Source organism: Chryseobacterium sp. Leaf201 (assembly GCF_001421435.1).
Taxonomy (GTDB): Bacteria; Bacteroidota; Bacteroidia; order Flavobacteriales; family Weeksellaceae; genus Chryseobacterium.
On the sequence record NZ_LMKA01000013.1, the window covers coordinates 57,119 to 83,287 of the forward strand.

Here is a 26,169-nt window from a genome sequence, read left to right on the forward strand (position 1 = left end):
TTTACCGTAAATAGATATCGTATAAATCTTTCCTCCGGTCTTTCATCACCTGTACAGAACCATGGTGGTGAAGGTCTTTCAGAAGGTTAAGGTCTACATCTACAATTAAGGTCATTTCCGTATTCGGTGTGGCTTCCCCTTTAACAGCATTGGACGGGAAAGGAAAATCCGACGGGGTAAAAACAGCAGCCTGTCCGAACTGGATATCCATATTGTTTACGCCGGGTAAATTCCCCACACAGCCTGCAATGGCCACGTAACATTCATTTTCAATGGCTCTTGCTGCCGCACAGTGGCGGACGCGTATGTAAGCATTCTGCGTATCCGTAAGGTAAGGGACAAAAAGTATTTTCATGCCCTGATCTGCCAGGATTCTCGGAAGTTCCGGAAATTCCACATCGTAACAGATAACGAGCCCGATTTTTCCGCAGTCGGTATCAAACACTTTGATTTCGTTTCCGCCTTTCATCCCGTAATATTTCCTTTCGTTCGGGGTGATGTGGATCTTACGGTATTCATCTATCCTGCCGTCCCGGTGGAGGAGATAGCTGACGTTATAAAGTTCATTGTTTTCAAAAACCGGCATGCTTCCGGAAATGATATTGACATTATAGCTGATCGCCAGATCTGAAATTTTCATTCTGATATCCGAAGTCAGTTTTGCCAGCTCGATCATACTGTCCCGTTCGGAAAGCTTGTTGAAAGGTGCCAGTAAAGGCGTATTGAACAGTTCCGGGAACAGCACAAAGTCTGATTTATAATCGCCCATTACATTCACGAAGAACTCAACCTGCTCATAAAAAGCGTCGATGTCCTTAAAATGCCTCATCTGCCACTGTACCAGTCCCAAACGGATGATGCTGTCCTGCATGGTATTCGGTTTTTTGCTGTAGTAGATGTTGTTCCACTGAAGCAGTACCGCATTTTCACCGGACGATTCATCTTCAGGCAGGTATCCTTTCAATACCTTGATCGGCAGGAAGTTATTGGAAAGCTGAAAAGAAAGCACGGGATCGTAAAGTTCTTTATCACGTACCCTCCGGATATATTCCCTGGGCGAAAGTTCGCTGTGTTTATGGTAATTCGGGATCCTTCCGCCTAAAATAATCGATTTTAAATTCAGTAATTCGCACAGTTCTTTCCGGGCATCATACAGCCTTCTTCCCAAACGCAGTTCACGGAATTCCGGATCAACAAAAACTTCAATGCCGTACAGGACATTCCCTGTTGACAAATGGGTATTGAAGGTATAATTCCCTGTGATATCACTGTAGGTATGTTCGTCCCCGAACTCGTCATAATTCACGATAATGGAAAGTGCCACAGCCGCCAGTTTTCCGTCTACCGTAATACAGATCTGGCCTTTTGGAAATATTTTAGTAAGCTTTTCTATACTTTTTTTAGACCAGACGTACTCTGACATCTGGGGATAAGCACGCCTCATCGTTTCAACCAGCTCATCGTAATCCTGAACGGTAAGCGGCCTTGTTTCAATTTGCATCTGATATAATTTTATCTAAATTTAAGGAAAATTTCCAAGGGATAAAAGTTATTACGGAACATAAGCACAGAAATGAAAATATTAATTATCCTGAATGCACTGCTGATCTTTTTCTGATTGAGACAACAAGAAAATCTACCCGGATATAAATAAAAAACCTCCCTTAGAAAGGGAGGATAAAAACACAAATGATGAAAAAAAATTATTTCGAATTACAAATCTAGGTGTAATTATTTATTTTTTTTATGAGTCTAATCATTAACATACCATTATTCCCACTCAATTGTTGCCGGCGGTTTGCTTGAAATATCATAAGCCACACGGTTGATTCCTCTTACTTCATTAATGATTCTGCTGGAAACCGTATCCAAAAACTCATAAGGCAGCCTGCTCCAGGTTGCCGTCATGAAGTCGATGGTATTGGCAGAACGCACCACTGCGGTATATTCATAGGTTCTCTCATCGCCCATTACGCCTACAGATTTTACAGGAAGAAGCACAACAAAAGCCTGTGAAACTTTTTCATACAGGTCATTTTTATATAATTCTTCGATGAAAATATCATCTGCTTCCTGAAGGATTTTTACTTTTTCAGCGTCAACGGCTCCTAAAATCCTGATTCCCAAGCCCGGGCCCGGAAACGGATGCCTGTGTACCAGATGATGCGGGATCCCCAATTCCTCTCCTACTTTTCTTACTTCATCCTTAAATAATTCTCTCAGAGGCTCAAGCAGTTCAAAATCCATTTCTTCCGGCAGCCCGCCTACATTATGGTGTGATTTGATGACTGCTGAAGGACCGTTAACCGACTGGCTTTCGATCACATCCGGATAAATGGTTCCCTGTGCCAGGAACTTCGCACCTTCAATTTTATGGGATTCTTCATCAAAAACATGTACAAACTCGTTTCCGATGATCTTTCTTTTCGCTTCCGGATCATCAACGCCTGCAAGCTTTGATAAGAACCTTTCTTTGGCATCTACCAGCTTGATGTTCATATGGAAATGTTCCCCGTAATTCTGCATTACTTTTACATCTTCATCTTTCCTCAACAGTCCGGTATCAACAAAAATACAGGTCAGCTGGTCACCGATTGCCTTGTGGATCAACACTGCAGCTACGGAAGAATCAACCCCTCCTGAAAGTCCGAGGATCACTCTGTTTTCCCCAACCCTTTCGCGGATTTCTGCAACTGTTTTTTCAATATAATTGGTCAGTTTCCAGTTTTTGTCTGCATCACAGATTGCAAAAACAAAGTTTTCCAGCATTTTCCCGCCTTCTTCCGTGTGGGACACTTCCGGGTGGAACTGTACGCAGTAGATTTTTTTATCTTCATTGGAAATGGAAGCGATTACTCCGGATTTTGCATTCAATTCAAATCCTACAGGCAATTCCCCCACTTCGTCAAAATGGCTCATCCACACTACAGAATCCTGGGTAACGCCTTTTAGCAAAGCACTTTCTTTTACAATTTCCAGGTGTGCCTTTCCGTATTCCCCTTTTACGCCTTTATGAACTTTACCACCCATAAGATGCGCAGTAAGCTGCATGCCGTAACAGATTCCCAACACAGGAATTCCCTGTTCGTATAATTCTTTTTCTACCAGGTGGGCATTTTCTGCATTCACAGAGCTTGGCCCGCCGGAAAGGATGATGCCTTTCGGCTGTCTTTCTAAAATGGTTTCTAATGGCGTGTTGAAAGGTAAAATTTCGGAATATACGCCCATCTCACGGATTCTTCTTCCGATAAGCTGGTTGTACTGGGAACCGAAATCTAATATAATAATACCGTTGTTCATTTTTCTGAATTATTATTAATGCTTTAGACTATAGGCAATAAGCAGCAGGCCGTTTGTGAATGTTAAAGCTTATTGCCTATAGCTTAAAGCTTACTGCTAAATGTAATTGTTTTACAAAAAAAGACCTGGATTGCTCCAAATCTTTTTATTGATTTTTTTTATTAAAATTTTCCGATGTCTTCTCTGTAGAAGCCGTAGTCAAAATGTACGTGGCTGGCGTCTTCGTAAACTTTTTTGCGGGCATCATCATAAGTAGCGCCTGTGGCTACAATGTTCAGTACCCTTCCGCCGTTGGAAACCACTTTGTCACCTTTTCTGATGGCACCTGCATACAGAAGCCTGCTGTGTTTCAGCTTGTCTTCGCCTACGATTTCAAAACCGGTCTCAATGTTTCTCGGGTAACCTCCTGAACACATCACAAGACATACTGCTTTTTCATCCTTAAAGGTAAGCTCGATATTTTTCCCTTCCATACAATCCTGGATGACGTCAAGAAGGTTGTTTTCCATCAAAGCCATCAATACCTGGGTTTCAGGATCTCCGAATCTCATATTGTATTCCAGCAGGTAGGTACCGTTTTTGGTAACCATCAATCCGAAGAAAATGATTCCTTTGAAACCGAAACCTTCTGCTTTCAATCCTTTAACGGTAGGCTCAAGAATGTTTTTCTCGAAATCCGCATAATGTTCCTGGGTAAATTCCGGGCTTGGTGCCACACATCCCATCCCTCCGGTATTCGGGCCTGTGTCTCCGTTTCCGGCTTTTTTATAATCTTTAGCAGCTACACACGGGAATAGTTTTTCACCGTTTGAGAATGCAATGATGGAGGCTTCAAAACCTTCCAGGTATTCTTCAATAACCAGACGGATTCCTGCATCTCCATAAATCCTTCTGATCATGAAATCGTGGATGGTTGCTTCCGCTTCTTCCTGGGTATCGCAGATCACAACTCCTTTTCCGCCGGCTAACCCGCTGGCTTTAACCACTAAAGGGTACTGCTGTGTCTGAACATATTCCTTGGCATCATTATATGAATCAAATACCACCGCTTTCGCAGTCTTGATATCATAGGTCTGCATAAATTTCTTAGAGAAAGCCTTGCTGCCTTCCAGGCTGGCTACTTTCTGGTTAGGACCGAACACTTTAAGATCATGCTTTTTGAATTCGTCTCTTAAACCCGCTACAAGCGGAGCTTCAGGACCAACGATGGTAAGATCCACCTTTTCCTTGATTGCAAAATCCCTCAGTTCTTTAATCTCTGATAAATGAACATTCTTTCCTATAACATCCGTAGTAGCGTTTCCGTTAGCAAAAAACATTTTAGAAATTCTCGGGTCATTCTGAAGTTTTGCCGCCAAAGCAGATTCTCTTCCACCTTCACCTATGATTAATATTCTCATATTTTTATTTAATTAACAAGTCTATTTTACAAATATATAATTTTGAATGCTAAAAATACAATCTCAAATTATTTTTTAATTCTATTTTAATTAATGGAAAAAGTGCCTGATTCCTGTAAACATCATCGGGATTCCGTGCTCATTGGCCGCCTCAATGCTGTCCTGGTCTTTCACACTTCCTCCCGGCTGGATGATGGCCGTGATTCCTTCCTGATGGCAGAAATCCACCACATCACGGAAAGGGAAAAATGCATCGGAAGCCAGTACCAGTTCTCCGGTAAACTTTTCTTTTGCCCTTTCAATTGCCTGCTGCGTTGCCCAGATCCGGTTCACCTGTCCGCCGCCGATACCGAAAGCCTGGATGCCGTTGGAAACCACAATTGCATTGGATTTCACGTATTTTACTACCCTCTGGGAGAACAGCAATGCTTTTTTCTGTTCTTCCGTCGGCTGTGTTTCAGTTACTACCTTAATATCATCAGAGAAAATACTGTCATTGTCCTGAACAAGGATTCCTCCGTCCACCTTCACCCATGTCTGCTTATCAGAAACAGGGTTTACAATTTTTATAATTCTCAGGTTTTTCTTCTTTCTTAAAACTTCAAGTGCTGCTTCATCAAATTCAGGAGCCATGACGATTTCAAGGAATGTTTTATTTAATTCTTCTGCTGTTGCCGCATCAATTTTATAGTTCATGGCAACAATTCCGCCAAAGATGGAAACCGGGTCACATTCAAATGTTTTCTGATAGGTTTCCAGTGCAGAAGTCCCGATGGCAACACCACACGGTGTGGAATGCTTCACGGCACAGCAGGCCATTTCTTCTTTAAATTCAGTTACCACTTTCCAGCACAGATCCATATCCCGAAGGTTATTGAAAGACAGCTCTTTGCCTCCCAGCTGCTCAAAATCTTTCATCGCCCCGTTTTCAAAAGTGGAAACGTAATATGCTGCCGTCTGGTGTGGGTTTTCACCATATCTTAAGTCGGAAACTTTTTTATAGGAAGCGTTCAGATAAGCAGGATATTCTTCATCCAGAAGCATTCTTGAAATAGCCGCATCGTATGCAGAAGTAAGGTTGAATACTTTTCCTGCCAGCTTCTTACGGGTTTCGATATAGGTATCGCCGTTCTGTTCCATCTCGATTTTTACCGTTGCATAATCTTCCACATCGGTAATTACGGTAACGGAATCAAAATTTTTAGCTGCTGAACGGAGCATTGAAGGGCCTCCGATGTCAATGAACTCCACTTTTTCGTGAAGGGAAATGTCTTTGTTCACATTTTCAAAGAAAGGATACAGGTTTACAATCACCATATCAATCAGCTCGATGCCGTGTTCCTGAACCGTGTTCATGTGTTCTTCATTTGAACGGACAGCCAGCAATCCGCCGTGAACTTTCGGGTGCAGTGTTTTTACCCTGCCGTCCAGCATTTCAGGGAAGTCGGTTACCTCATCAATCTGAATCGGGTTCAATCCTGCCTCTTTCAGGTGTTTGAAGGTTCCTCCTGTAGAAATCAGCTCATATCCCTGAGATTCCAGAAACTGTGCGAATTCAGTCAATCCGCTTTTATCCGAAACACTGATTAAAACTCTCTTTTTGCTCATTTTTTCTTTCAATTTTTTACTTTTTACAGCTATTTCAAACTGTAGACCGGTTCTTTCACCTCCGGTCTTTATTTTTACTTACTTAGATTCTTACTTTATATCTTTTCCAGTTCTGCGAAAAAAGCTTCCAGCTTTTTTTCGTCAAGTTTGCCGTTGCTTCTTACGCTGCTGCATAAATCAAGTCCGAAAGGCTGCACTTTTTCAACAGCTTCCCTTACGTTTTCAACTTTCAGGCCGCCTGCCAGAAAAACCGGGATTTTCACAGATTCCCTTATGGTCCTGCTAAGGTTCCAGTCGTGTATATTTCCTGTCCCGCCCAATACTTTTACTGCTAATTTGGGGTTTCCGCTGTCCAGCAAAAGCGCATCAACATGCGGGGCAGATTCAATTGCTTCCCGCACAGAATCTTCATCGATAACATGAATCACCTGAACTAATTTGATGCCCGGCAAATGTTCCCTGATAAGATGATATTCACTGTTTTCCAACGCATCAACCAGCTGGATTACGGAGGTCCGGACTTTTTTATGATGGTTAATCACTTCTAAAGCATTTGTTTCACTGGTCAGAAGGAACGTGGAAACGGGCGGCGGAACACTCTCCTGGATTTCTAAAATCAGGCTGTCCTCTATCATTCCGGGACCGCTTGGCATCTTCCCTACCAGACCCAGTGCTGAAGCTCCGTGCCTGATGGCCAATTGAGCTTCTTCCACACTGCTGATACAGCAAATTTTTACTTTTGGTTTCATCAATCTTAATTTCCTAAAACTTTATTGATCGCTTCCGGGAAAATTTCATATTCAATTAAGTGAACTTTCTCTGCTACCGTTTCAGGCGTATCATCTTCTGTTACGGCAAATGATTTCTGAAGAATGGCTTCGCCTTCATCAATTCCGGGAGTCACGAAATGTACGGTTGCCCCGCTTTCTTTTTCTCTGGCCTCAATCACGGCATGATGTACATGATGCCCCCACATGCCTTTTCCTCCGAATTTCGGCAGGAGCGCAGGATGGATATTGATGATCTTACCGTTCCAGTTTTCGCAGAATTCAGGCTTCAGGATGGATAAGAATCCTGCCAGTACAATTAGATCTGTATTTTCAGGGATCATTTTACCCAATTCGCTGCTGAAATTCTTGCCTCTGGGAATCAGAATGTTTTCTATATGATGATTTTTGGCCCTTTCCAGTCCGTAACATTCCCGGTCTGCCACCACCAGCGTTACTTTTGCATTCCGGATTTCTCCGTTATCAACCGTATCTATAATCCTCTGGAGATTGGTTCCTGAACCTGAAACGAGTACAACAATGTTTTTCATTAACTGAGATGTTAGATTTCAGATACCAGATTTCAGACTGATCGTCTGATGTCTGATGTCTTCCATCTGATGTCTTATTAGAATTTTAAATTTATCTTTTCGTTTCCTTCTGTGATTTCCCCTATTTCGTAGGCGTCGTCTAAAAGATGAAGTACTTTTTCTGCGTGTTCTGCGTCTACCACGACAATCATTCCGATACCCATATTAAAGGTCCCGAACATTTCTTCACGGGCAATCCCGCCTCTTTTTTCGAGTTCAAGCATAATGCTCGGAATCTGGATTTTTGAAGCATCAATTGCAGCACACAGGCCTTCACCGATAATTCTCGGGATATTTTCATACAATCCGCCACCTGTGATGTGAGCGATCCCGGCTACCTGAACCTCTTCAAGCACTTTATGAATGTCTTTATAATATAATCTTGTAGGAACCAAAAGTGTTTCATACAAAGGCTTTCCTTCAAATTCTTCATTGAAATCCGGGAACACTTTTCTTACCAGAGAGAATCCGTTGGAATGGAAACCTGAACTTGGCAGTGCAATGATTTTATTTCCGGCTTTGATTCCTGATCCGTCGATAATCTGGTCTTTCTCAACAATCCCTACACAGAACCCGGCAACATCATAATCGCCCGGCTGGTACATACCCGGCATTTCAGCCGTTTCACCACCAATCAGTGCACAGTTGTTGTCTTTACACGCTTTCACCATCCCTAAAACGATTTCAGCAGCAATTTCGGAATCCAGTTTTCCGCAAGCCAGATAATCCAGGAAGAACAGTGGTTTTGCACCGTGGCAAAGGATATCATTGGCACACATGGCAAAACAGTCTACACCGATAGAATCATATTTTTTCGAGTCCAATGCGACCTTCAGTTTTGTTCCTACCCCATCGGTTCCTGAAACCAGAACAGGATTTTTATACCCTCCGATTTCATAGAAAGCCCCGAAGCTCCCCAAATGGTTCAGTACATTGGCATTGTGCGTTTCACCCACTGCCTTTTTGATTTTATCAACGGTTTTGTACCCTTCTTCTTTATCTACGCCTGCTGACTTGTATGTGTTGCTCATGTTTTATTTAGATATTAGATGTTAGATTTCAGATTTCAGACTTATCATCTTATATCTGCAATCTGATGTCTTTTTGTCTTTTTAATATTCTTGTTCAAATTTTGGAAACAAAAAAGCCGACAATCTTGGTAGATTATCGGCCGTTGTTTTATCTCAGAATTTCAGAGCCCACAACATTCCCTTTTTCGGAGAAACATTCTTTAAAAGCGGTCTGAATTTTCATCTTATTTCTTTTTGCAAAGATATTAATTTTAAATTAATTTTCAATTTATTTTTCAAGGATAGATTCAATGGCAGAAATTTTCTGAATTTTTTCCTTCAGTTCACTGTCTTTTTCTTCATTGGAAATTTTCTGTGCTTCCTTATCGAAGTTATCATTGAAGAAAGGCAGCGAGAAAGTATCTATAATGTTTCCTCCATGCAGCGGAAAACGCTTGGAAGCGGCCTCCAGAACGCCTGCGCCACCTCTTGCGCCGGGTGCTGTAGCCATTAAAAGCATCGGCACTTCATTCCATACAGCACGGTTTTTTATTCTTGAAGTCCAGTCGAATACATTTTTAAAAGCTGAAGAATAGGTTCCGTTATGTTCAGACAGGGAAATCAGAAGAATGTCTGCATGGTCTATTTTTCCGGCAAAATCAATTGCCTGCTGGGGAACTCCGCTTTCCACTTCTCTCTGGTGTTTATAGATCGGCATCTCGAAATCATTCATATCCACGATTTCCACTTCTGCATTTTCAATCAGTGATGCGGCATAAGAAACCAGTTGTCTATTGATTGAAGTATCGGAATTGCTTCCCGCTATGGCTAAAATTTTCATTATTGTTGTATCTGTTTTAAGTGAGTATTTTGTGGTACAAAGATCGTAAAGTTTTTGAATCCTCAGATATATTTGTCGCCACTTCATAAAAATTCTTTCTGAATTCACAACTTCTATAAAGAATAGAGTTTTATGCTGTGAAAGATTTTATTATTTTAAATAGTCCGGTAATTCCATCGGCACTTCCATCAGGAGAACCTCCGTATCTTCTACCGCTTCAATGTTGAAACTCTGTGTATCCCAGATTCCAAGGCCGTCTTTTTCATGGAGGATCCGGTCGCCTATTTTGGCGGTTCCTTTTAAAACAAAGGCATAGACGCCGTTCCCTTTTTTATTCAGCATATAGTTTTTGCCGTTTCCTTCTGTAAAATTAGCCAGGTTAAACCAGGCATCCTGATGGATCCATACGCCGTCATCATTTTGGTCCGGTGACAGAATCTGCTGGAATCCGTTGATCTTTGCCCCTTCCTTAATGCTTTTCTGATCATATCTCGGCTCCACACCCTGTGTTTTTGGGAAGACCCAGATCTGTAAAAACTTTACGGCTTCATCTTTATTCTTATTGTATTCGCTGTGTATCACGCCTGTTCCGGCACTCATCACCTGGATTTCACCTTTCCTGATAACCGCAGTGGTTCCCATGGAATCTTTATGTTCCAGATCCCCTTGCAACGGAATGGATATGATTTCCATGTCCCTGTGAGGATGCGTCCCGAATCCCATTCCCTGAGAAACGGTATCGTCATTCAGCACCCTTAATACCCCGAAGTTGCTTCTGTCTCTGTTCTGGTAATTGGCAAAACTGAAGGTGTGGTAACTGTTTAACCATCCGTGGTCAGCATGGCCTCTTGAATCGGCTTTGTGATATACTGTTTTCATATTTTATTTATTTATAGTACAAAGGTACAATATGGCTGTTCCCGGTATATTGACGTAGGATAAGAAAGGATTACGGGTCCGGATTTGCTTAAAATACCGGTTTCAAAAAGCTTCCTTTATTTTTGAGTTTTTCTTCAGTACAAAAAGCAAAGCGCAGATCATAACAGCCAGGATAACAAGCAACTGCAGGATTGATAAAGTCCGGTCTGAAAAATGACCCAGGATATTGGTTACGATTCCCGTCCCGATCTGGTTGGCCGCCATCAGAAATCCTGAAACCATTACAGAAAGTGTAGGAAACTCTACCGTTCCCCACCCGATAGCTCCCGGAAATATACTTCCCATGAAAAATCCGGCTACGAACATCAGCGCAAGAATGGTACCGGTACCGGAAAAAAACAGCAGCAACCCGATGATTAACCCGACTGACACCGGTGATAAAAGGAACAGTAAAGAAAGGTCATATTTTCTGGCAAAAATCCCGAAAAGCAGCCGGTTAACGGCAATCCCTCCCCAGAATAACGAAAGTCCGAGACTGGCATCGGCGTTATCCAGTCCACGGCTTTTAAGAATCACCGTTCCGAAACTGCCAAAAGTCCCTTCTATACAGCCATATAAAACAATGATCCCGAAAAATGCCCATAACCTGGCAGGAACCGTAAACCGTTCAGGAAGTTTAAAAGACGTTTCCCCGGGCAGCCTGATGAACAATAATATGGTAAACAGTATGCTTACGGCAACAACAATAATTCCGGGAACATACATCCAGTGGTGTACATCGCCTGCCAGATTCATCATCAGCGGCGAAGCAGAAGTTCCCAATCCTACGAGAAACTGCAAAATCAGAATGGCAGACGAAGGGTTATTCTTAAATAAACTCGCCGCCAGAGGGTTGAGTGTCGTAATCGAAAGGCCGAAACCCGTACCGGTAAATGCAACCAGAACCATGAGTACCGGAAACAGCATTTCCTTTTCCTTCATTAAAAACTGCATGCCCCATAAACCTGCAGTAGCCATCATCATCAATGCAATTCCTATCGCCAGGATTATTTTAGGGCCTGATTTATTGACGAGAAACGGAGCGGCGAGGCACGAGATGATAATACATGCCACCTGAGGCAAAAAGAGATTCCCGAACTGCGATGATGAAAGCGCGAACACCGAAGGATCGGTAAATGCCGTTCCCAAAGCAGGAAAAACCACAAAATTAACCCCGGTTATGAACGCCAGTAAAAAGACAATCCCTATTTTCACCGTTTGTGAATTCATGAGGTCAGAACATGTTTTTTAAGATGTTCCCCTACCCTGAGGGCCATTGCAATAATGGTAAGTGCCGGATTCACGGCACCGCTGGATACGAAGAAACCGCCGTCTACGATATACAGATTGTCAAGGTCGTGGGCTTTGCAATAAGGATCTACCACTGAGGTCTCCGGGTCTGTGCCCATTCTGGTAGTCCCATTCTGATGGGCAGGCGAGGCAATGTCCATCCCTTTGCTGAAATAAATGCCTTTAAAGAAAAATGAACTGAATTTTCCCGAGGCTTTTAATGCTTTGATCAGTTCATCTTTAAGCAGTGCATGGCCTTTGGTATTATTCGGGGTATAGCTGATCCTGATCTGTCCGTTTTCTTCCACCGTCACCCTGTTTTCAGGATCCGGAAGGTCTTCGGAAGTCAGCCAGAAATCTACGGCGTGCTTGGCCATCAGCTCAAAAGTAAAACCGGGTGCGGGAACCGGACTGTCGGCGCTGATCTGGTGCTCGTCTGATTTTCCAAGCATCTGGATATGCCCCAGCGGAAATTCGTAGCCCCTGTTGGCATGGTAAAAATCATTGATCCCGAACGTTTTTCCAAATTTGGTATTATTGGGCTCGGTATACAGTGCCACTAAGGCTGAATTCTGATGGAACATATAATTCCTTCCCACCTGGCCGGAGGAATTGGCCAGTCCGTCGGGAAACTTTTCACTTCTGCTCTGCAGCAGCAACGCCGCGGAGTTGATGGCTCCTGCCGACAGCACAACATATCCTGCTTTGAGGGTTTTTGTTTCCCCGTCCTGCTCCACCATTACTTCTGAAATCTTTTTTCCTTCATCATCTGCAACCAGTTTCAGGACTTTGGTATTGATCATCAGTTCCACATTAGGATGTTCCAGTGCTCTGGATAATGAACAGAGGTGAGCATCGCCCTTTCTTTCTGCAGCATCAGGAAATCCGTCAAAACGGTCTAAGGTATAGGGTGCATTAACTGCCGGGTGCGGAGTAAAATTCACCCCGACCGGAAGTTCAAAGGGTTTCAGTCCGTATCTGGTAAGTTCATCAAAAATTTCCTGGATCCGCGGTTCATGAGGAAGGGCATCATACGGATATGGTTCTGAATCTGAAGGTTCTGTAGGATCCGACCCTCTTTTGCCATGAACATAAAACAGTTTTTCCGCTTCAAGATAGTAGCCTTTCATATCTTCATACTGAATGGGCCATGCCGGTGACGTGCCTCCGTAATGCTGTATTTCTTTAAAATCTTCTTCCCTTAACCTGAACAAGGCCGCACCGTAGAATTTGGTATTTCCGCCTACATTATAATGCATTCCAGGCCGGAAAGATTTTCCGTGCTTATCCAGCCATTCATCGGTTGTGGTATACCTGTTTTTACGGAATACTTCTACGGAATCCCAGTTTTCTTTTTCTACCGGAACATAGCCTCCTCTTTCTATAATTAAAATTTTCTTTCCGCTGTCTGCCAGCTGATAGGCCATTGTTGCGCCTCCTGCTCCGCTGCCTATAATGATAATATCATACATCTTTTGAAATTTGCTTCCTCTAAATTAGAGATTTAAATACCACAAAAGCTTAAGAAAAGATTAAATTGCAATAGATTATATAAATAAAAAGCCATCCGGTGATGGATGGCTGAATATAATTGGGTTCAGATTTTTAAAAATGTACCTGTTTAATTTCTTCTTCAATTTCTTCCGGGGTTTCATCATCTGACCTGATAAAAACCATGGTGATAACGGCTCCTGCTATCATGCATATGCCTCCTACCACAATATAATCCATTGCATAATTTCCGAAATAACGGCTGACAATAGGTCCACCGAAAAGTCCGTTGATGATCTGGGGAATGACAATAAAGAAGTTGAAGATGCCCATATACACGCCCATTTTCTTCTGCGGGATCACTTCAATCAGCATCGCATACGGCATGGCTAAGATACTTGCCCAGGCAAAGCCCAGGCCGATCATGGAGATCCAGAGTAAGTTGATATCTTTGATGAAGTACATGGAAATCAACCCGATTCCGCCACATAAAAGGGCTAAAGCATGTGTCTGTTTCTTCCCTATTGCTTTTGCAAGGGGAGTCAGGAGAAAAGCAAATGGGATTGCCCAAAAGTTGTACATCCCGAAGAGTTTTCCGGTAAGGTCTCCGGCATTATTGAAGGCTTTCGAATGCGTATCTTCCGGCGAAAGCCCGAAATGATGGGTAGCCAGTGCACTGGTGGTAAACACCCACATGGTAAATAGGGCAAACCACGAAAAAAACTGTACGGCACCCAGCCTTTGCATCTGGCCCGGGATCCGTGCAAAATCTTTAAAAATATCTGAGAATTTAGAAACATGTACGGTTTCCGGGTTCTCATTGGCAAATTCAGCAAACTCGCGGGGCGAGTATTCTTTGGTGGTGAAAATGGTATACAGGATCGTCAGCAAAAGCAGGACCGCCCCAACGTAAAAGGAGTAAATTACATTATCGGCCACGAATCCTTCGGGCGCCGTATTGGAAATCCCCAGCTGCGTTAACCAGTCCGGCATATAAGATCCGATCACGGCTCCGATCCCGATTAAAATAGTCTGCACCGAAAAACCCAGGGTTCCCTGATGTTTAGGGAGCATATCTCCCACCAGTGCACGGAAGGGTTCCATTGCTACGTTGATGGACGCATCCATCATCGCCAGGAAAATCACGGCCAGAAGCAATACGCTAGCGGCCATCATCTGTGTGGCAGAGGCGGCATTCGGCAGCATTACCAACCCGATGGCACATAAAACGGCACCGATCAGGAAATACGGCTTCCTTCTTCCCAGCGGGCTCCAGGTATTGTCTCCTAAATGACCGATAATCGGCTGGACAATCAGTCCGGTAACCGGAGCCACCAGCCAGAACCACGACAGTTCGTGGACATCAGCTCCGAAATTGGCCAGGATACGGCTTGCATTTCCGTTCTGCAATCCGAAAGCCATCTGGATGCCCAGAAATCCCATGCTCATGTTGATGATCTGAGCCATGGAAAGATTCGGTTTCTTTTTTCCTGTAATCTGGCCTGCAGTAGATGTACTTTCCATTATTTTGTTTTTAGTTGTTGAATCATCACATCTTCAATCGGTGCTTTTTCTGCCACCACTTGATCCACTACTTCATTAGGGACAGTCATGGAAAGTACATACTGCCTGATTTTCCATTGTCCGCTGATTTTTTCCAGCACTCCTGAACCGCGGCAGATTTTCATCTGGGTATCCAACAATTCGTCAAACCAGGCTAATTTACCGTCTTTGCTGAAATAAATATTCCTTTTTAATGAAGTAAAGTTCCATGTGGTTTTTTTATCAAAATAAGGCTTAGCCCAGACCTTGAATGCCTGTTTGTCCCAGACTTCAGAAGCATCGGTTCCGATAAAGGAAGATTCTTCGGCGAAATAACTGAAATAGGTATTGAAATCCGCTTTTGCGGCTGCAGTATTAAAACTGTCGAGCATCGTGCTGATTTCTGCTTTGTCTTTGTCAGACCTGCCTTGTGCTGAAATACCCACACAGTTCAGGATAAAGATCAATAATGCAGAGAATAAGGTTATTTTTTTCATGTTTGAATATCGTTGTTAATGATCTTAGGGATATTTTAATCCGGCACAAGATCCGGAATTTTTAATAACTCTGTTTTTAATTTAAAGTATTGATTTATTGTTTATTTAATCAGTTCAATTACCATCGGGGTTTTTGCCGGTACGGACAATGAATTCTGCAGAGAAACTTCTTTACCGGAAATAATTTCTTTTCCTTTTGAAAATCCGTTCAGCGATTCTGTAAAACGGCCCAGGTCTATATTCTGTACGCTTTCATTATTGTTCAGAACCACCATTACGCTTTCCTGACCGTTGTACCTGAAATAGACAAATACATTATCCTGCGGAATATAATTTTTGGTTTTTCCGGTATGGATCACGTCTTTGCTTTTTCGCCAGTTCAGTATTTTTTTGGTAAACTGATAAAATTCTTTCTGCTCAGGAGTTTGTGCGGAAACATTGAATGCACTTTGAGAATCCGACTTCCAGCCTCCGGGAAAATCCCTCCGGATATCAGCATCACCGCCTTTATTTTTGTCTCCTCTCATGCCCACTTCCGTTCCGTAATAGAGCTGCGGAATCCCGCGGACTGTGGAAAGAAGCGTTAATCCGAGCTGATAGGCTTTGGGATCGGAATTAAAAATTTCATTCCATCTTTCGGTGTCGTGGTTTTCAAAGAATACAAGTACATTGTTGATATCCGGATACAGGAAATCGCTTGAAAGCCCGTCATAGATCTTCATCATCCCGGAATCCCAGCCCTGATTTTCCTTCAGTGCTTTCGGCATGTTCCCGTACAGCATAAAATCCATCACGGAAGGCAGATTGGAATTATAGTTCGCGGCTTCCCCTGTTTTGGAATCTTTCTGCCAGGCTGAAATATGCCCGGCCGTATTCAGCCAGGTTTCGCCTACAATATTAAATTGCGGATACTCATCGGTAATGGCTTTTGCCCATTTCGCCATGGCTTCTTTTTCATTGTACGGATAGGTATCTACCCTGAATCCTCCGAGTTCTGCATATTCAATCCACCAGATGGCATTTTGGGTCAGGTATTTTAAGACCAGCGGATTTTTCTGGTTGATGTCCGGCATCGTGGTATCAAACCAACCGTCCAGTGCTACCCTTTTATCGCTCTCGGCAGCATTGGTATCAAACTGTGAGGTGATCTTGTAATTGGAACGTTTGAAACCGTCTTTTCCGTCCTTGAACCAGTGGATCCAGTCTTTTGTCGGGAGATCTTTGATGATCCAGTGTGAAATGCCCCAGTGGTTGGTGACATAATCCATCACCAGCTTCATATTTCTTTTATTGAGTTCACGGGAAAGTTCACGATAGTCTTCATTGGTTCCGTAACGGCCGTCGATTTTATAGAGATCGGTTTGGGCATAGCCGTGGTAGGAGTATACTTTTTCATTATCTTCATTTACCGGAGTCAGCCAGACGGCTGTAGCGCCCAGGTCCTGAATATAATCGAGGTGATTGATAATGCCGCGCAGGTCTCCTCCATGCCGTCCGTTAGGAAGGCTGCGGTTGGCTTTCTCGGTAAGTTCCGGCCTTGAATCATTTTTTTCATCGCCATTGGCAAAACGGTCGGGCATGATGAGGTACATAACGTCTTTTGAAGTAAATGATCCGCGGGCTGCCGAACCCGGATTTCTCTCTTTCAGCTCATAGGTATAAGAGCCTGTATTTTTCCTTCCTTTCTTTGTCGTGATCTTAAATTTCGGGACACTGATTTCATTGGTATTTACCGTAATGAACACATAGTTCGGGTTTTCAACTTTCTGGATATTGCTGATTTTCACTCCGTCTGAAAGCTCGATTTCCTGATCCGCAATATTTTTTCCATACACCAGGATCTGAAGTTCAGGATTCTTCATCCCTTTCCACCAAAAGGCCGGTTCTACTTTTTCCAGGGTTTTGGTCTGGGAAAAGGCAGCGGACGCAACGGTACACGCAAAAATTACATATATTTTTTTCATATATTTAAAGATAATCAAATAGATTCTTATACTTCAACATCCGGGGTTCTTTTTGCTATTTTATTGGCCAGCCAGCTTACATAGAACAGCTGGAAACTGTGGTACACCATAACCGGCAGCAGGAACAGCACTTTCTGATCATCCGGAATCCCCAGCACCAAAAGGAAAAGGCTTCCGTGAACCAGGGATTTTTTGGAACCGCAGAAGGTTGCCGTGATCCGGTCTTCAGCTCTGAAATTCATTTTCCGGGCGATGAATCCCAGGATATGGTACACGGTAAAAAACAGGAACACTACACTGAATGCCAGGATCAGAAATACCAAAGCAGGCACTGAAGCAAAGATATTTTCTGTGAAAGCGGCAGAAAAACTTTCATAGACAATCAGCAGGATAATCAGCCGGTCAAATTCTGCAATGGCTGAGGAAAACCGGGTTACCCATTTTTTGAGAAAAGGATTCAGCAGGATTCCCAGGATAATTGGCAGCAATACTTTGATGAGCAGTTGCTGTATGATTTCACCCTGATGGCCGGAACCTTCAGCCGGAACCAGGAAAAAGCTCATCAGTAAGGGTGTCATGACAATCCCTATCAGCCCTGAAACAGAGGCATTGAAAATTGCTGAAGTCACATTGCCTTTAGCAATGGAAACCATTACCACAGAAGATGAAACGGTAGAAGGCAGGCAAGCCAGAAAAAACACGGAGAGCCAGATACTGACATATCCGGAATCCTTTACCAAAGGATAAAACAGCAGTACCAGCAGCGGAAACAGGATAAAAGTACCGGACTGGATAAGCACATGCAGCTTCCAGTTGGCAATATCTTTCACCACTTCTTTTAAATCCAGCTTAAGCCCGTACAGCAGGAAGATCCCTGCAATGCCCCAGTCTATAAAAGCAGAAAGGTTAAAATACCGGTTGTAGGATTCGTGGAACGGGATAAGCTTTGCCATCAGCACCATGACAGCCAACAGAAAAAGAAAAAGATTCTGCCTGCTAAACATTTTAGTTATCAACATCATTAAAAGATAAATTATTCGTACATAAAAAATCCTTAAAGGCGGAGAACCTTTAAGGATGATAAAGTTAAGAAAATATTATTTACTGTACGGGCTTAACCGAGATCGCAAAGCCGCCGCTGCGTACCATTTTCATATTGATTTTGGATTTGCTTGTAATTTTCTTTTTGTAGATATGATAGCTTTGAGGATTATTGATGTAATCGGCATCTTTTCCGTCTTCATAGATCGTGGCTTCATACTTCTTCCCTTTGTCCAGGAATGAAAAATCTACGGTATAATCCCGCTTGTTTTCATCGGTAATCCCGCCTACGAACCAGTTTTCGGTTCCTTTAGCTTTTCTGGCCGTCACTACATAATCTCCGGGTTCTGCGGACAGGATTTTGGTATCATCCCAGTCTGCGGCTACATCCTTGATAAACTGAAAGGCATCCATGTGCTTCCTGTAGTTTTCCGGTAAGTCGGCGGCCATCTGAAGCGGCATATACATAGTTACATATAATGCTAACTGTTTGGCCAGCGTGGTTTTTACGAAACGTGTATCACCCGGAAAGTAGTAATCCAGTTTAGTCTGGAAAATCCCCGGCGTATAATCCATAGAACCGCCCATCCATCTTGTAAACGGAAGAATGGTCTGATGATCCGGATTGTTTCCGCCAAATGCTTCGTATTCGGTTCCGCGGGCTGCTTCAGCAGAAATATAGTTCGGATAGGTACGGCTTTCCCCTGTCGGACGAACCGACTCGTGGGAATTGACCATGATTTTATACTCGTTTGCCTTTTCTGCAATCCTGTAGTAATGGTTGATCATCCATTGGGAATAATGGTGCTCCCCTCTCGGAATAACATCTCCCACATATCCTGTTTTCACAGCATCATAACCGTATTTATTCATCAGCTGGAAAGCTTTATCAGACCACCTTTCATAGTTTGTTGCAGAACCTGAAGTTTCATGGTGCATGATCAGCTTGATTCCTTTTGAATGCGCATATTCGTTCAGCATTTTGATATCGAAATCCGGATATGGCGTAATGAAATCAAAAACATATTCTTTTGAACGTCCGAACCAGTCTTCCCAACCGATATTCCAGCCTTCAATCAGCAATCCCTGGAAACCGTTTTCAGCAGCGAAATCAATATATTCTTTAACTTTTGTATTGTTGGCACCATGTTTTCCATTGGGTGTCAGTTTCGTAAAATCGGTCTGGCCTAAACGTACATTGGATTCCGGCTGCCCGTAGGCCCACTGGGATTTCCCGATGATCATTTCCCACCAGACGCCCATGTATTTGGTTGGGTGAATGTAAGAGGTATCGGTATATTTTGTAGGTTCGTTCAGGTTAAAAATCATCTTTGAATCCATAACCTCTTCTGCTTTCGGAGCCACAATAATGGTTCTCCACGGCGTTACGGAAGGCGTCTGCATATATCCTTTGGCACCCTGACGGTCTGCCGTGAGGTGGGTTTTGAACTTAAAGTTCTGTGCATCCACTTCCAGGTGGGAAGCCGGATAATCTAAAACAGCAGCTTCTGCCAGGTTGATATATAATGGCTGCCTGCCTTCTTTTTTAAGCATCAGCGGCGACTGAACCGCATTTTTGATCAAGGTCTGTGAGGCGTTGGCATCTGCCGCTTTCGGCCATCGTGCCGGAATTTCGGAGATTTTGGTTTCCTGATACTGGTATTCCTGGGAATCATAATCTGCCACCATCCACCAGGCTTTCATATCATCGGTTAAATCGATCTCAGAATCTTCTTCACGGATCACGAAGTAGTTCAGGTTTTTCTGCTGCGGAAATTCATACCTGAATCCTAACCCGTCATTAAACAATCTGAATTTAACAATAATATTTCTTTCCGTTGAAGACTGATTCAGGGTTACGGCCAGTTCATTGTAATGGTTGATGTAGTTTTTCTTTTCCCCCAAAACAGGCTGCCACGTTTCATTTTTGGAATCTCTTTTTTCATCCGTTTTTGTGAAACCGTTGTTAAGATCAAATTTTACATCTTCCGGTTTTGCAATTTCAGAAGCAAATTTAATGGAAGTATCTTTAAACAACCTCAATCCCAGCTTTGAATCTTCCACCACTACGGCTCCGTTGTATTTTAAACTGTAATAGGGAACGCCCTGCTTCAGCTGAAAGTTCATTTCAAACTTTCCGTCCGGCGACTGTAACGTCTGTGCGTTAACCCCTGCAAACATCATTGAGAACAGCACTGCTCCCATGGTAATTTTCTTCATAATGACTCTTATAAGTTTTAAAAATAAAAAAAGTGCTGCCGAAAAGCAACACTTTGCTGTTTAAATTTTATGTTCTATAATTTTGTAACTGTAAGCTTATAGTAAGCAGAATTGTGTAAATCCAATTCGATTTTATAATTTCCAGCCTGAGAAACCTTATATGCAGGATCCCCGGTTACAGTACCTTCTGAACTTAAGAAAGATTTTACTGCAGTTCCTGACACTAAAGTCTCGTCACCACTTTCCGGTTGGAATTTAATAATCCAGTCATCATTAGCTCTAAATTTAAATACCCCTGTGTTATTTAAAGCAATTGAATTAATTACATACGTTTTTGTTGTCGGACTATAAACAAAATCAGTGTCTGAATTCCAACCTGTAGGCGTAGCATCACCGATTACTCCAAAATTAGCAAGTACAGACGAATAAGTATTCTGAGCCCAGTTTACATTGATATAATACGTTCCTTTTACTGCTGCTTTGATATTCTGCTCTCCTGTTTCTACTAATTTACCTGTCAGTGTTCCGTCATCTCCTTTATCTCCTGCCCAATCCTGATTGATTGTAAATTTATATTCACTGTTCGGATTGGTTACGTAAATAAATCCTTTGTACTTATCATCTTTGGTCGGTGAAAACAGATTCGGAGCGTTTGCAGGATTCCAGTCTGCATATCCTGCTGCTCCTGCATATCCGCCGGGAACATTAATTTTAGGATAGATCAGATCCGGATTCGGAGTGTAGCCTGTGATGTTAACAGTAATGATATTAGAGTAATAGGCAGTTGTTGTATTTACACTCGATTTTAGTCTGATTTCAATTGGTTTCACAACATTAGGAGCAACATTTAAAGTTGTTAAAATGGTGTTCAGCTGCAAATGTGTCAAAGAAAAAGTTTTCTCATCCATTGAAATTGTCTGACTGGCAACAGGACTGAAATTGGTTCCGGGAACTGCAAATTCAACCGTATTGGCAACACTTACATTCGGGCTAAAGCCCGGGTTTGTGTAAGTAAAAGCAAGTGCTGCCTGATCTGCAATTGTTTCATCGAGAGTTATTGATGTTTTATTTACAGTAAGGCTTCCTGCTGATGTATTAGTAAGTATCGTTTTATCGTCTTCTTCTCTACAAGAAACCATAAAACTTATAATGGCTATTAGAAATATTTTTAAAATATTTTTCATGATAGAATCAATTAATTATTAAAAACCAGGATTTTGTGTCAGATTAGGATTCGACTGCAATGCTGAACTTGGTATAGGGAAAACTTTGTAATTATCTGAAATTGAGGTCCCATTCTTCACACCCCCTTTCCATGGCCACAAATAAGTGCCGCCGGTGAATTTTCCGAACCTTATAAGATCCTGCCTTCTCATTCCTTCAAAATTCAGCTCTCTAGCTCTCTCATCAAGAAGGTTATCCAATGTTATTGACCCTACTGGTATAGCTCCTGCTCTTGCTCTTACCTGGTTTACATAAGTTAAACCCTGGGTTACTGTAGTTCCGGCTGCACCTCTTAAAGCACACTCGGCATACATCAGATAGACATCAGCCAATCTGAACAGCGGGAAATCAGTTGATGAATAATCGGTAGCTCCTCCTACCCCATTGGAATCTTTGTTCCAGAATTTATCTGAAGGCAAGCCATCTGTCCATGCTTTGTAATCATTCATCTCCCAGTTATGTCCCTGAGTCCAGAAAAGTTTAGCTCTTTTATCCGGACTTGCCTGAAGATCTGCAATACTGTTTCCGAACAGACCATACCATGCTTTGGTAGCCCTATGCCCTGCCCATCCCTGTTTAGCACCAAAATCTGCAGGAACCATGGTATCTGTACTTATACTTCCATTCACAAGATAAGAAGTATTACCGAAACTCTGGCTTGAAACCGCATCTGCCAAAAACGGGAAAATAATTTCTTTGGAAGTATTGTTATCTGATGAAAAATTCTTTCTGATATTGGACTCCAGCTGATATCCTCCTTCATTTATGATTTTATTGATATACACTGCGGCATCATTATATCTGGCTGTTCCGGTGTAAACTTCTGCATTCAGATATAATTTGGCAAGCAGCATTCTTGCACAGGCTTTGTTCGCCCTACCATAAGAATTGCTTACCGGCAGTGTAGACTCGATAGCCAAAAGTTCACTTTCCACGAAGCTGAACAACTGTGTTCTTGAAGATTCCGGTAAAGGTGCAGATGTATTAAAGTTATCATCATTTACCAAGGCTCCTTTACCAAACAAATCTATCAGATAATAATATGACAAGGATCTCAGAAACCTTAATTCATCCACCACCTGATTTTTATTCGCATAATTTACCTGGTCACTTTTCATAATAAGGATCAGGTTGGTTGCCTGAGGGATGGTATAATATATTCTGTCATAAACATATTTGAAGAATTTATTATTTGAAGTCCAGTTCGCAGTGGTAGTCAGCTGATCCAGGCCATTATCTCCCCATCTGTTTTTCATATCATCAGCCGTAAAATCCTGCAGGTTCACTAATCCACGTACAAATGGTGATTCGCCGGGATCCGCACCTGAAATATCTGATTTGTCAGGACCTTCCACACTGGAAAGCGCAAAACTTGCGTATAATCTTGAAAGCAAACCTTCTACAGCATTAGGATCTGCTGCCAACAGGTTTTCTAAAGTCTGTTCTACTTTGGGCTCGGTATCCAAATCGTTTATACAAGCTGTATTGACAGCTAAAAACGTTAAAAGGGCCAGTACTTTATATTTAGTATTTTTCATTTTAATATTTTAGAAGTTAAAGTTGAATCCAATTGTATAAGTTCTTGGTCTCGGATAGAAGTTATTGTCGATACCTGAGAAATTTTCAGGATCCTGTCCGGAATAATTCGTCAGGATGAAAGCATTATTCACAGATCCGTATACTCTTACATTGGTGCTTTTAAATACATTTTTGAATAGGTAACCTATAGTAACGTTATCCAGCCTTAAGAATGAAGCATCTTCCAGAAAATAATCTGATAAATAAAGGTTATCTGAAATCGTAAACGGTGAATCTGCGGTTGAAGTTAAGGTATTATTTAAGTTCAGTGAGTTTGAAGGAATGGTATAGCTTTTCAATCCCTGCGCTATTTTCCTGGTATTATATACCAAGCCTCCGATCTGTCCGCGGAAAGCAGCATTAAAATCCCAGTTCTTATAATTTACAGAAGTACTGAAACCATAGGTCCATCTCGGTCTTATTGCTTTAAAGTATCGGTCATTTTCATTAATAATACCATCATTATTTTTATCAACGTACACATTATCAAGTGGCTTTCCATTGGCATCATATACCTGTTCCAGTACCCACGCAGAATAAGGCTGCCCCCCAACTGTATTAGATGCTAATTTAACTCCCGTTCCTACAGGAAGTGTACTGTTCAAGTCCTGTAAATTACTTATATCACCCAAACTTAAAACTTTAGAGTCATTGTATGCGAAATTTCCTGATACAGACCAGTTCACATTTTCAGTTTTTACCGGAACAACAGTTAAATTAAGCTCGACCCCTTTATTCTCTATAGAACCTACATTTTTTGTAAATTCGTTTGTAAGACCTTGTCCGGGAGGCAAAGTGATTTTAGCCAGAAGATTGGTTGTTTTCCTCTGATAAACATCAATACTTCCTGACAACCTTTCCTGTCTGAAAAATGAAAAATCAATCCCTCCATTCCATGTTTCTGCAGTTTCCCATGTTAAGTTAGGATTAAACGGCAACGCACTGTAGGTACCGACTCCAGGAAAATATTGTGAATTCGGCCCTCCGATTGAAAAATAGGCACTGGATGGATAAAATCCGGCAACACCTATAATATCAGCATTACCCGTTCTTCCCCAGCCTAATCTTAACTTCAGGTCATTTACATTTTGTACATCATTAAACAAATCTTTATTCATTTTCCATGCAAAGCCTACACCCGGAAAATATCCCCATCTTTCTCCTTTCTGAAACAATGAAGAGGCATCTGCCCTGAAGTTCAGCGTAAACAAATATTTATCATAGAAATCAATATTTGCTCTTCCGATGAATGACTGTAGGTTTAAAACATTATAATATCTGTTATTCGGGTTAAGGACAGTTCCCGGATTTGGAATCCTTAAGCCGGTTGCATCATCATACCTGTATTGGTCTTTAAAACCGTCATTTTTAAAGTTCTGATAAGAATATCCACCCTGAACCAAGAAATGGGAAAGAAGACCGGAATATCTTTTCTCATATACTAAATAAGCATCCATTGTCTGATTAACAATATTCTGATGTTCAGCATAATCAACTCCGGGACTGAATACATAGTCATTCGGAACCAATCCGTTCTGCGGATTCCTGTAGGTAGCAACAGCATTATTTTCAAAAACCGTTCTCAGGTTAGATCTTGAAGCTTCCAAACCTAAATTCACGATTGCTCTCAGGTCCGGTAAGAAATGAAATTTATAATTGATTTCTGCATTTCCTAAAAATTTGGCAATCCTTTGAGGCGACTGTCTCTGCATAAGAATAGCCAGTGGATTACTCTGTCCCTGAATAAGATACTGGTTTCCTTTTAATACAACGTTCTGGTAATATCCACCAAACCTGTCATAAGGTTCCCCTGCGAGACCAGTTTCGGATACGTAAACCGGTAATGTAGGATTCATGTTAAGTGCTCCGCCAATAGCGCCTCCGTCATCGATGGCATTGAGCTTTGAAAATAATCCTTTTAAACTGAAATCAATTTTTAAATGGTTATCAAAGAAACTCGGAGTAATGTTCAGACCTGCAGAAAATCTTTCGTAATCACTTGTTCTTACCACACCTTCTGTCCTGTTATATCCTAAAGATAATCTTGTAGGTACTTTATTGAATAAACTTCCTGAAATACTCAGGTTATTATCCGAAGAAACAGAATTCCTGTAGATTACTTTCTGCCAGTCTGTGTTATATATTGTTCCCGGTACTGTTTTATTATTTACATCTCCTCCAACGCCTAAAAGATAGTTGAAATCCGGGTAATTCTGATTGATGAAATCAGTGAATTCACCGGCATTCATTACGTCGATATACTTACTGACGGTACCTACCGAAACGTTTGTATTCAAACTTACCCTCAGTTTTCCGCCGCCTCTTTTTGTTTTGATAATGATAACTCCGTTAGAACCTCTGTTTCCATAAATTGCCGTTGCAGAAGCATCTTTTAATATGGAGAAAGATTCAATATCATTCGGATTAATCAAATTTAAAGGATTGGCTACCCCTGCAGGATTATTTGTATCAAGCGGAATACCGTCAATAACGATCAGAGGATTGTTGTTGGCACTGAAAGATGAGCCTCCCCTGATTCTGATATTAGGCGCTGCATCCGGAGCCCCTCCTGAACTGGTTATTCTCACCCCGGGTGCTTTACCTGCAATCAATTGGTCAGCGGAAACAATTGCCCCTTTGTTGAATTCTTTTTCAGAAACAGCAGTAATAGATCCTGTAAGATCAGATTTCCTTTGCCGTCCATAGCCGACTAACACCACCTCCTCAATTTTTTTCTCTTTTGTTGTAGAGTCTGTCTGCGCATGAATCATTGTGCTGGCCAGTAAGAAGGCCGGCGCAATTTTTAATACCGTTGTAAAATTCTTCACAATATTATTTTTATATAGTTTCTTTATTAATAAATCCGGCATCAGCCGTTCTGCAATTTA

General features: G+C 42.0%; 19 protein-coding genes. All 19 read right to left on the reverse strand.

Going from position 1 to position 26,169, the window contains the following annotated elements; all coding sequences use genetic code 11:
• Position 1: 1 nt before the first annotated feature.
• Positions 2-1,501, reverse strand: a complete 1,500-nt coding sequence (locus ASE55_RS02500; protein ID WP_056215095.1) for a carbon-nitrogen hydrolase family protein — start codon at positions 1,499-1,501, stop codon at positions 2-4.
• 269 nt (positions 1,502-1,770) lie between these two features.
• Positions 1,771-3,300: a glutamine-hydrolyzing GMP synthase gene (gene guaA / locus ASE55_RS02505; protein WP_056215099.1), complete on the reverse strand. Its 1,530-nt coding sequence runs from the start codon at positions 3,298-3,300 to the stop codon at positions 1,771-1,773.
• 161 nt (positions 3,301-3,461) lie between these two features.
• Positions 3,462-4,700 carry a phosphoribosylamine--glycine ligase gene (purD, locus tag ASE55_RS02510; protein WP_056215102.1) on the reverse strand — a complete coding sequence of 413 codons (1,239 nt, stop codon included), beginning with the start codon at positions 4,698-4,700 and terminating at the stop codon, positions 3,462-3,464.
• Positions 4,701-4,790: 90 nt separating this feature from the next.
• Positions 4,791-6,308 (reverse strand): bifunctional phosphoribosylaminoimidazolecarboxamide formyltransferase/IMP cyclohydrolase, encoded by a 1,518-nt coding sequence (gene purH / locus ASE55_RS02515; protein WP_056215146.1) that lies wholly within the window; start codon positions 6,306-6,308, stop codon positions 4,791-4,793.
• A 95-nt stretch (positions 6,309-6,403) separates the two neighbouring features.
• Entirely contained in the window at positions 6,404-7,057 is a 654-nt protein-coding gene (locus ASE55_RS02520; RefSeq protein ID WP_056215149.1) for a phosphoribosylanthranilate isomerase, read from the reverse strand.
• Between the two features lie 5 nt (positions 7,058-7,062).
• Positions 7,063-7,626 (reverse strand): phosphoribosylglycinamide formyltransferase, encoded by a 564-nt coding sequence (gene purN / locus ASE55_RS02525; protein WP_056215106.1) that lies wholly within the window; start codon positions 7,624-7,626, stop codon positions 7,063-7,065.
• 77 nt (positions 7,627-7,703) lie between these two features.
• A complete protein-coding gene (purM, locus tag ASE55_RS02530) occupies positions 7,704-8,696 on the reverse strand; it encodes a phosphoribosylformylglycinamidine cyclo-ligase (RefSeq protein ID WP_056215108.1) in 993 nt (330 codons plus the stop codon).
• 268 nt (positions 8,697-8,964) lie between these two features.
• Positions 8,965-9,516 (reverse strand): NADPH-dependent FMN reductase, encoded by a 552-nt coding sequence (locus tag ASE55_RS02535; protein WP_056215111.1) that lies wholly within the window; start codon positions 9,514-9,516, stop codon positions 8,965-8,967.
• Between the two features lie 150 nt (positions 9,517-9,666).
• Positions 9,667-10,395 carry a pirin family protein gene (locus tag ASE55_RS02540; RefSeq protein WP_056215113.1) on the reverse strand — a complete coding sequence of 243 codons (729 nt, stop codon included), beginning with the start codon at positions 10,393-10,395 and terminating at the stop codon, positions 9,667-9,669.
• A 102-nt stretch (positions 10,396-10,497) separates the two neighbouring features.
• Complete coding sequence (locus tag ASE55_RS02545; RefSeq protein ID WP_056215116.1) at positions 10,498-11,664, reverse strand: MFS transporter; 1,167 nt, start codon at positions 11,662-11,664, stop codon at positions 10,498-10,500.
• Positions 11,661-13,196, reverse strand: coding sequence for a GMC oxidoreductase (locus ASE55_RS02550; protein WP_056215119.1), 1,536 nt, complete (start codon positions 13,194-13,196; stop codon positions 11,661-11,663). Before ASE55_RS02550 ends, ASE55_RS02545 begins: the two co-directional genes overlap by 4 nt.
• A gap of 133 nt (positions 13,197-13,329) precedes the next feature.
• On the reverse strand, positions 13,330-14,739 hold the full coding sequence (locus ASE55_RS02555; protein WP_056215122.1) for an MFS transporter: 1,410 nt from the start codon (positions 14,737-14,739) through the stop codon (positions 13,330-13,332).
• Positions 14,739-15,254: a nuclear transport factor 2 family protein gene (locus ASE55_RS02560; RefSeq protein WP_082474323.1), complete on the reverse strand. Its 516-nt coding sequence runs from the start codon at positions 15,252-15,254 to the stop codon at positions 14,739-14,741. The genes ASE55_RS02555 and ASE55_RS02560 overlap by 1 nt, the downstream gene beginning before the upstream one ends.
• 101 nt (positions 15,255-15,355) lie before the next feature.
• The gene (locus ASE55_RS02565; protein ID WP_056215124.1) at positions 15,356-17,218 is read right to left on the reverse strand and encodes a glycoside hydrolase family 13 protein; all 1,863 of its coding nucleotides are present in this window, start codon (positions 17,216-17,218) and stop codon (positions 15,356-15,358) included.
• Between the two features lie 26 nt (positions 17,219-17,244).
• Positions 17,245-18,237: a bile acid:sodium symporter gene (locus ASE55_RS02570; RefSeq protein WP_410492996.1), complete on the reverse strand. Its 993-nt coding sequence runs from the start codon at positions 18,235-18,237 to the stop codon at positions 17,245-17,247.
• Positions 18,238-18,319: 82 nt separating this feature from the next.
• Complete coding sequence (locus tag ASE55_RS02575; protein WP_056215130.1) at positions 18,320-20,479, reverse strand: glycoside hydrolase family 97 protein; 2,160 nt, start codon at positions 20,477-20,479, stop codon at positions 18,320-18,322.
• Between the two features lie 74 nt (positions 20,480-20,553).
• Positions 20,554-21,663 carry a SusE domain-containing protein gene (locus ASE55_RS02580; RefSeq protein WP_056215133.1) on the reverse strand — a complete coding sequence of 370 codons (1,110 nt, stop codon included), beginning with the start codon at positions 21,661-21,663 and terminating at the stop codon, positions 20,554-20,556.
• A gap of 18 nt (positions 21,664-21,681) precedes the next feature.
• Complete coding sequence (locus ASE55_RS02585) at positions 21,682-23,241, reverse strand: RagB/SusD family nutrient uptake outer membrane protein (RefSeq protein ID WP_056215135.1); 1,560 nt, start codon at positions 23,239-23,241, stop codon at positions 21,682-21,684.
• 9 nt (positions 23,242-23,250) lie between these two features.
• Entirely contained in the window at positions 23,251-26,109 is a 2,859-nt protein-coding gene (locus ASE55_RS02590) for a SusC/RagA family TonB-linked outer membrane protein (protein WP_157844617.1), read from the reverse strand.
• Between the last annotated feature and the right edge of the window lie 60 nt (positions 26,110-26,169).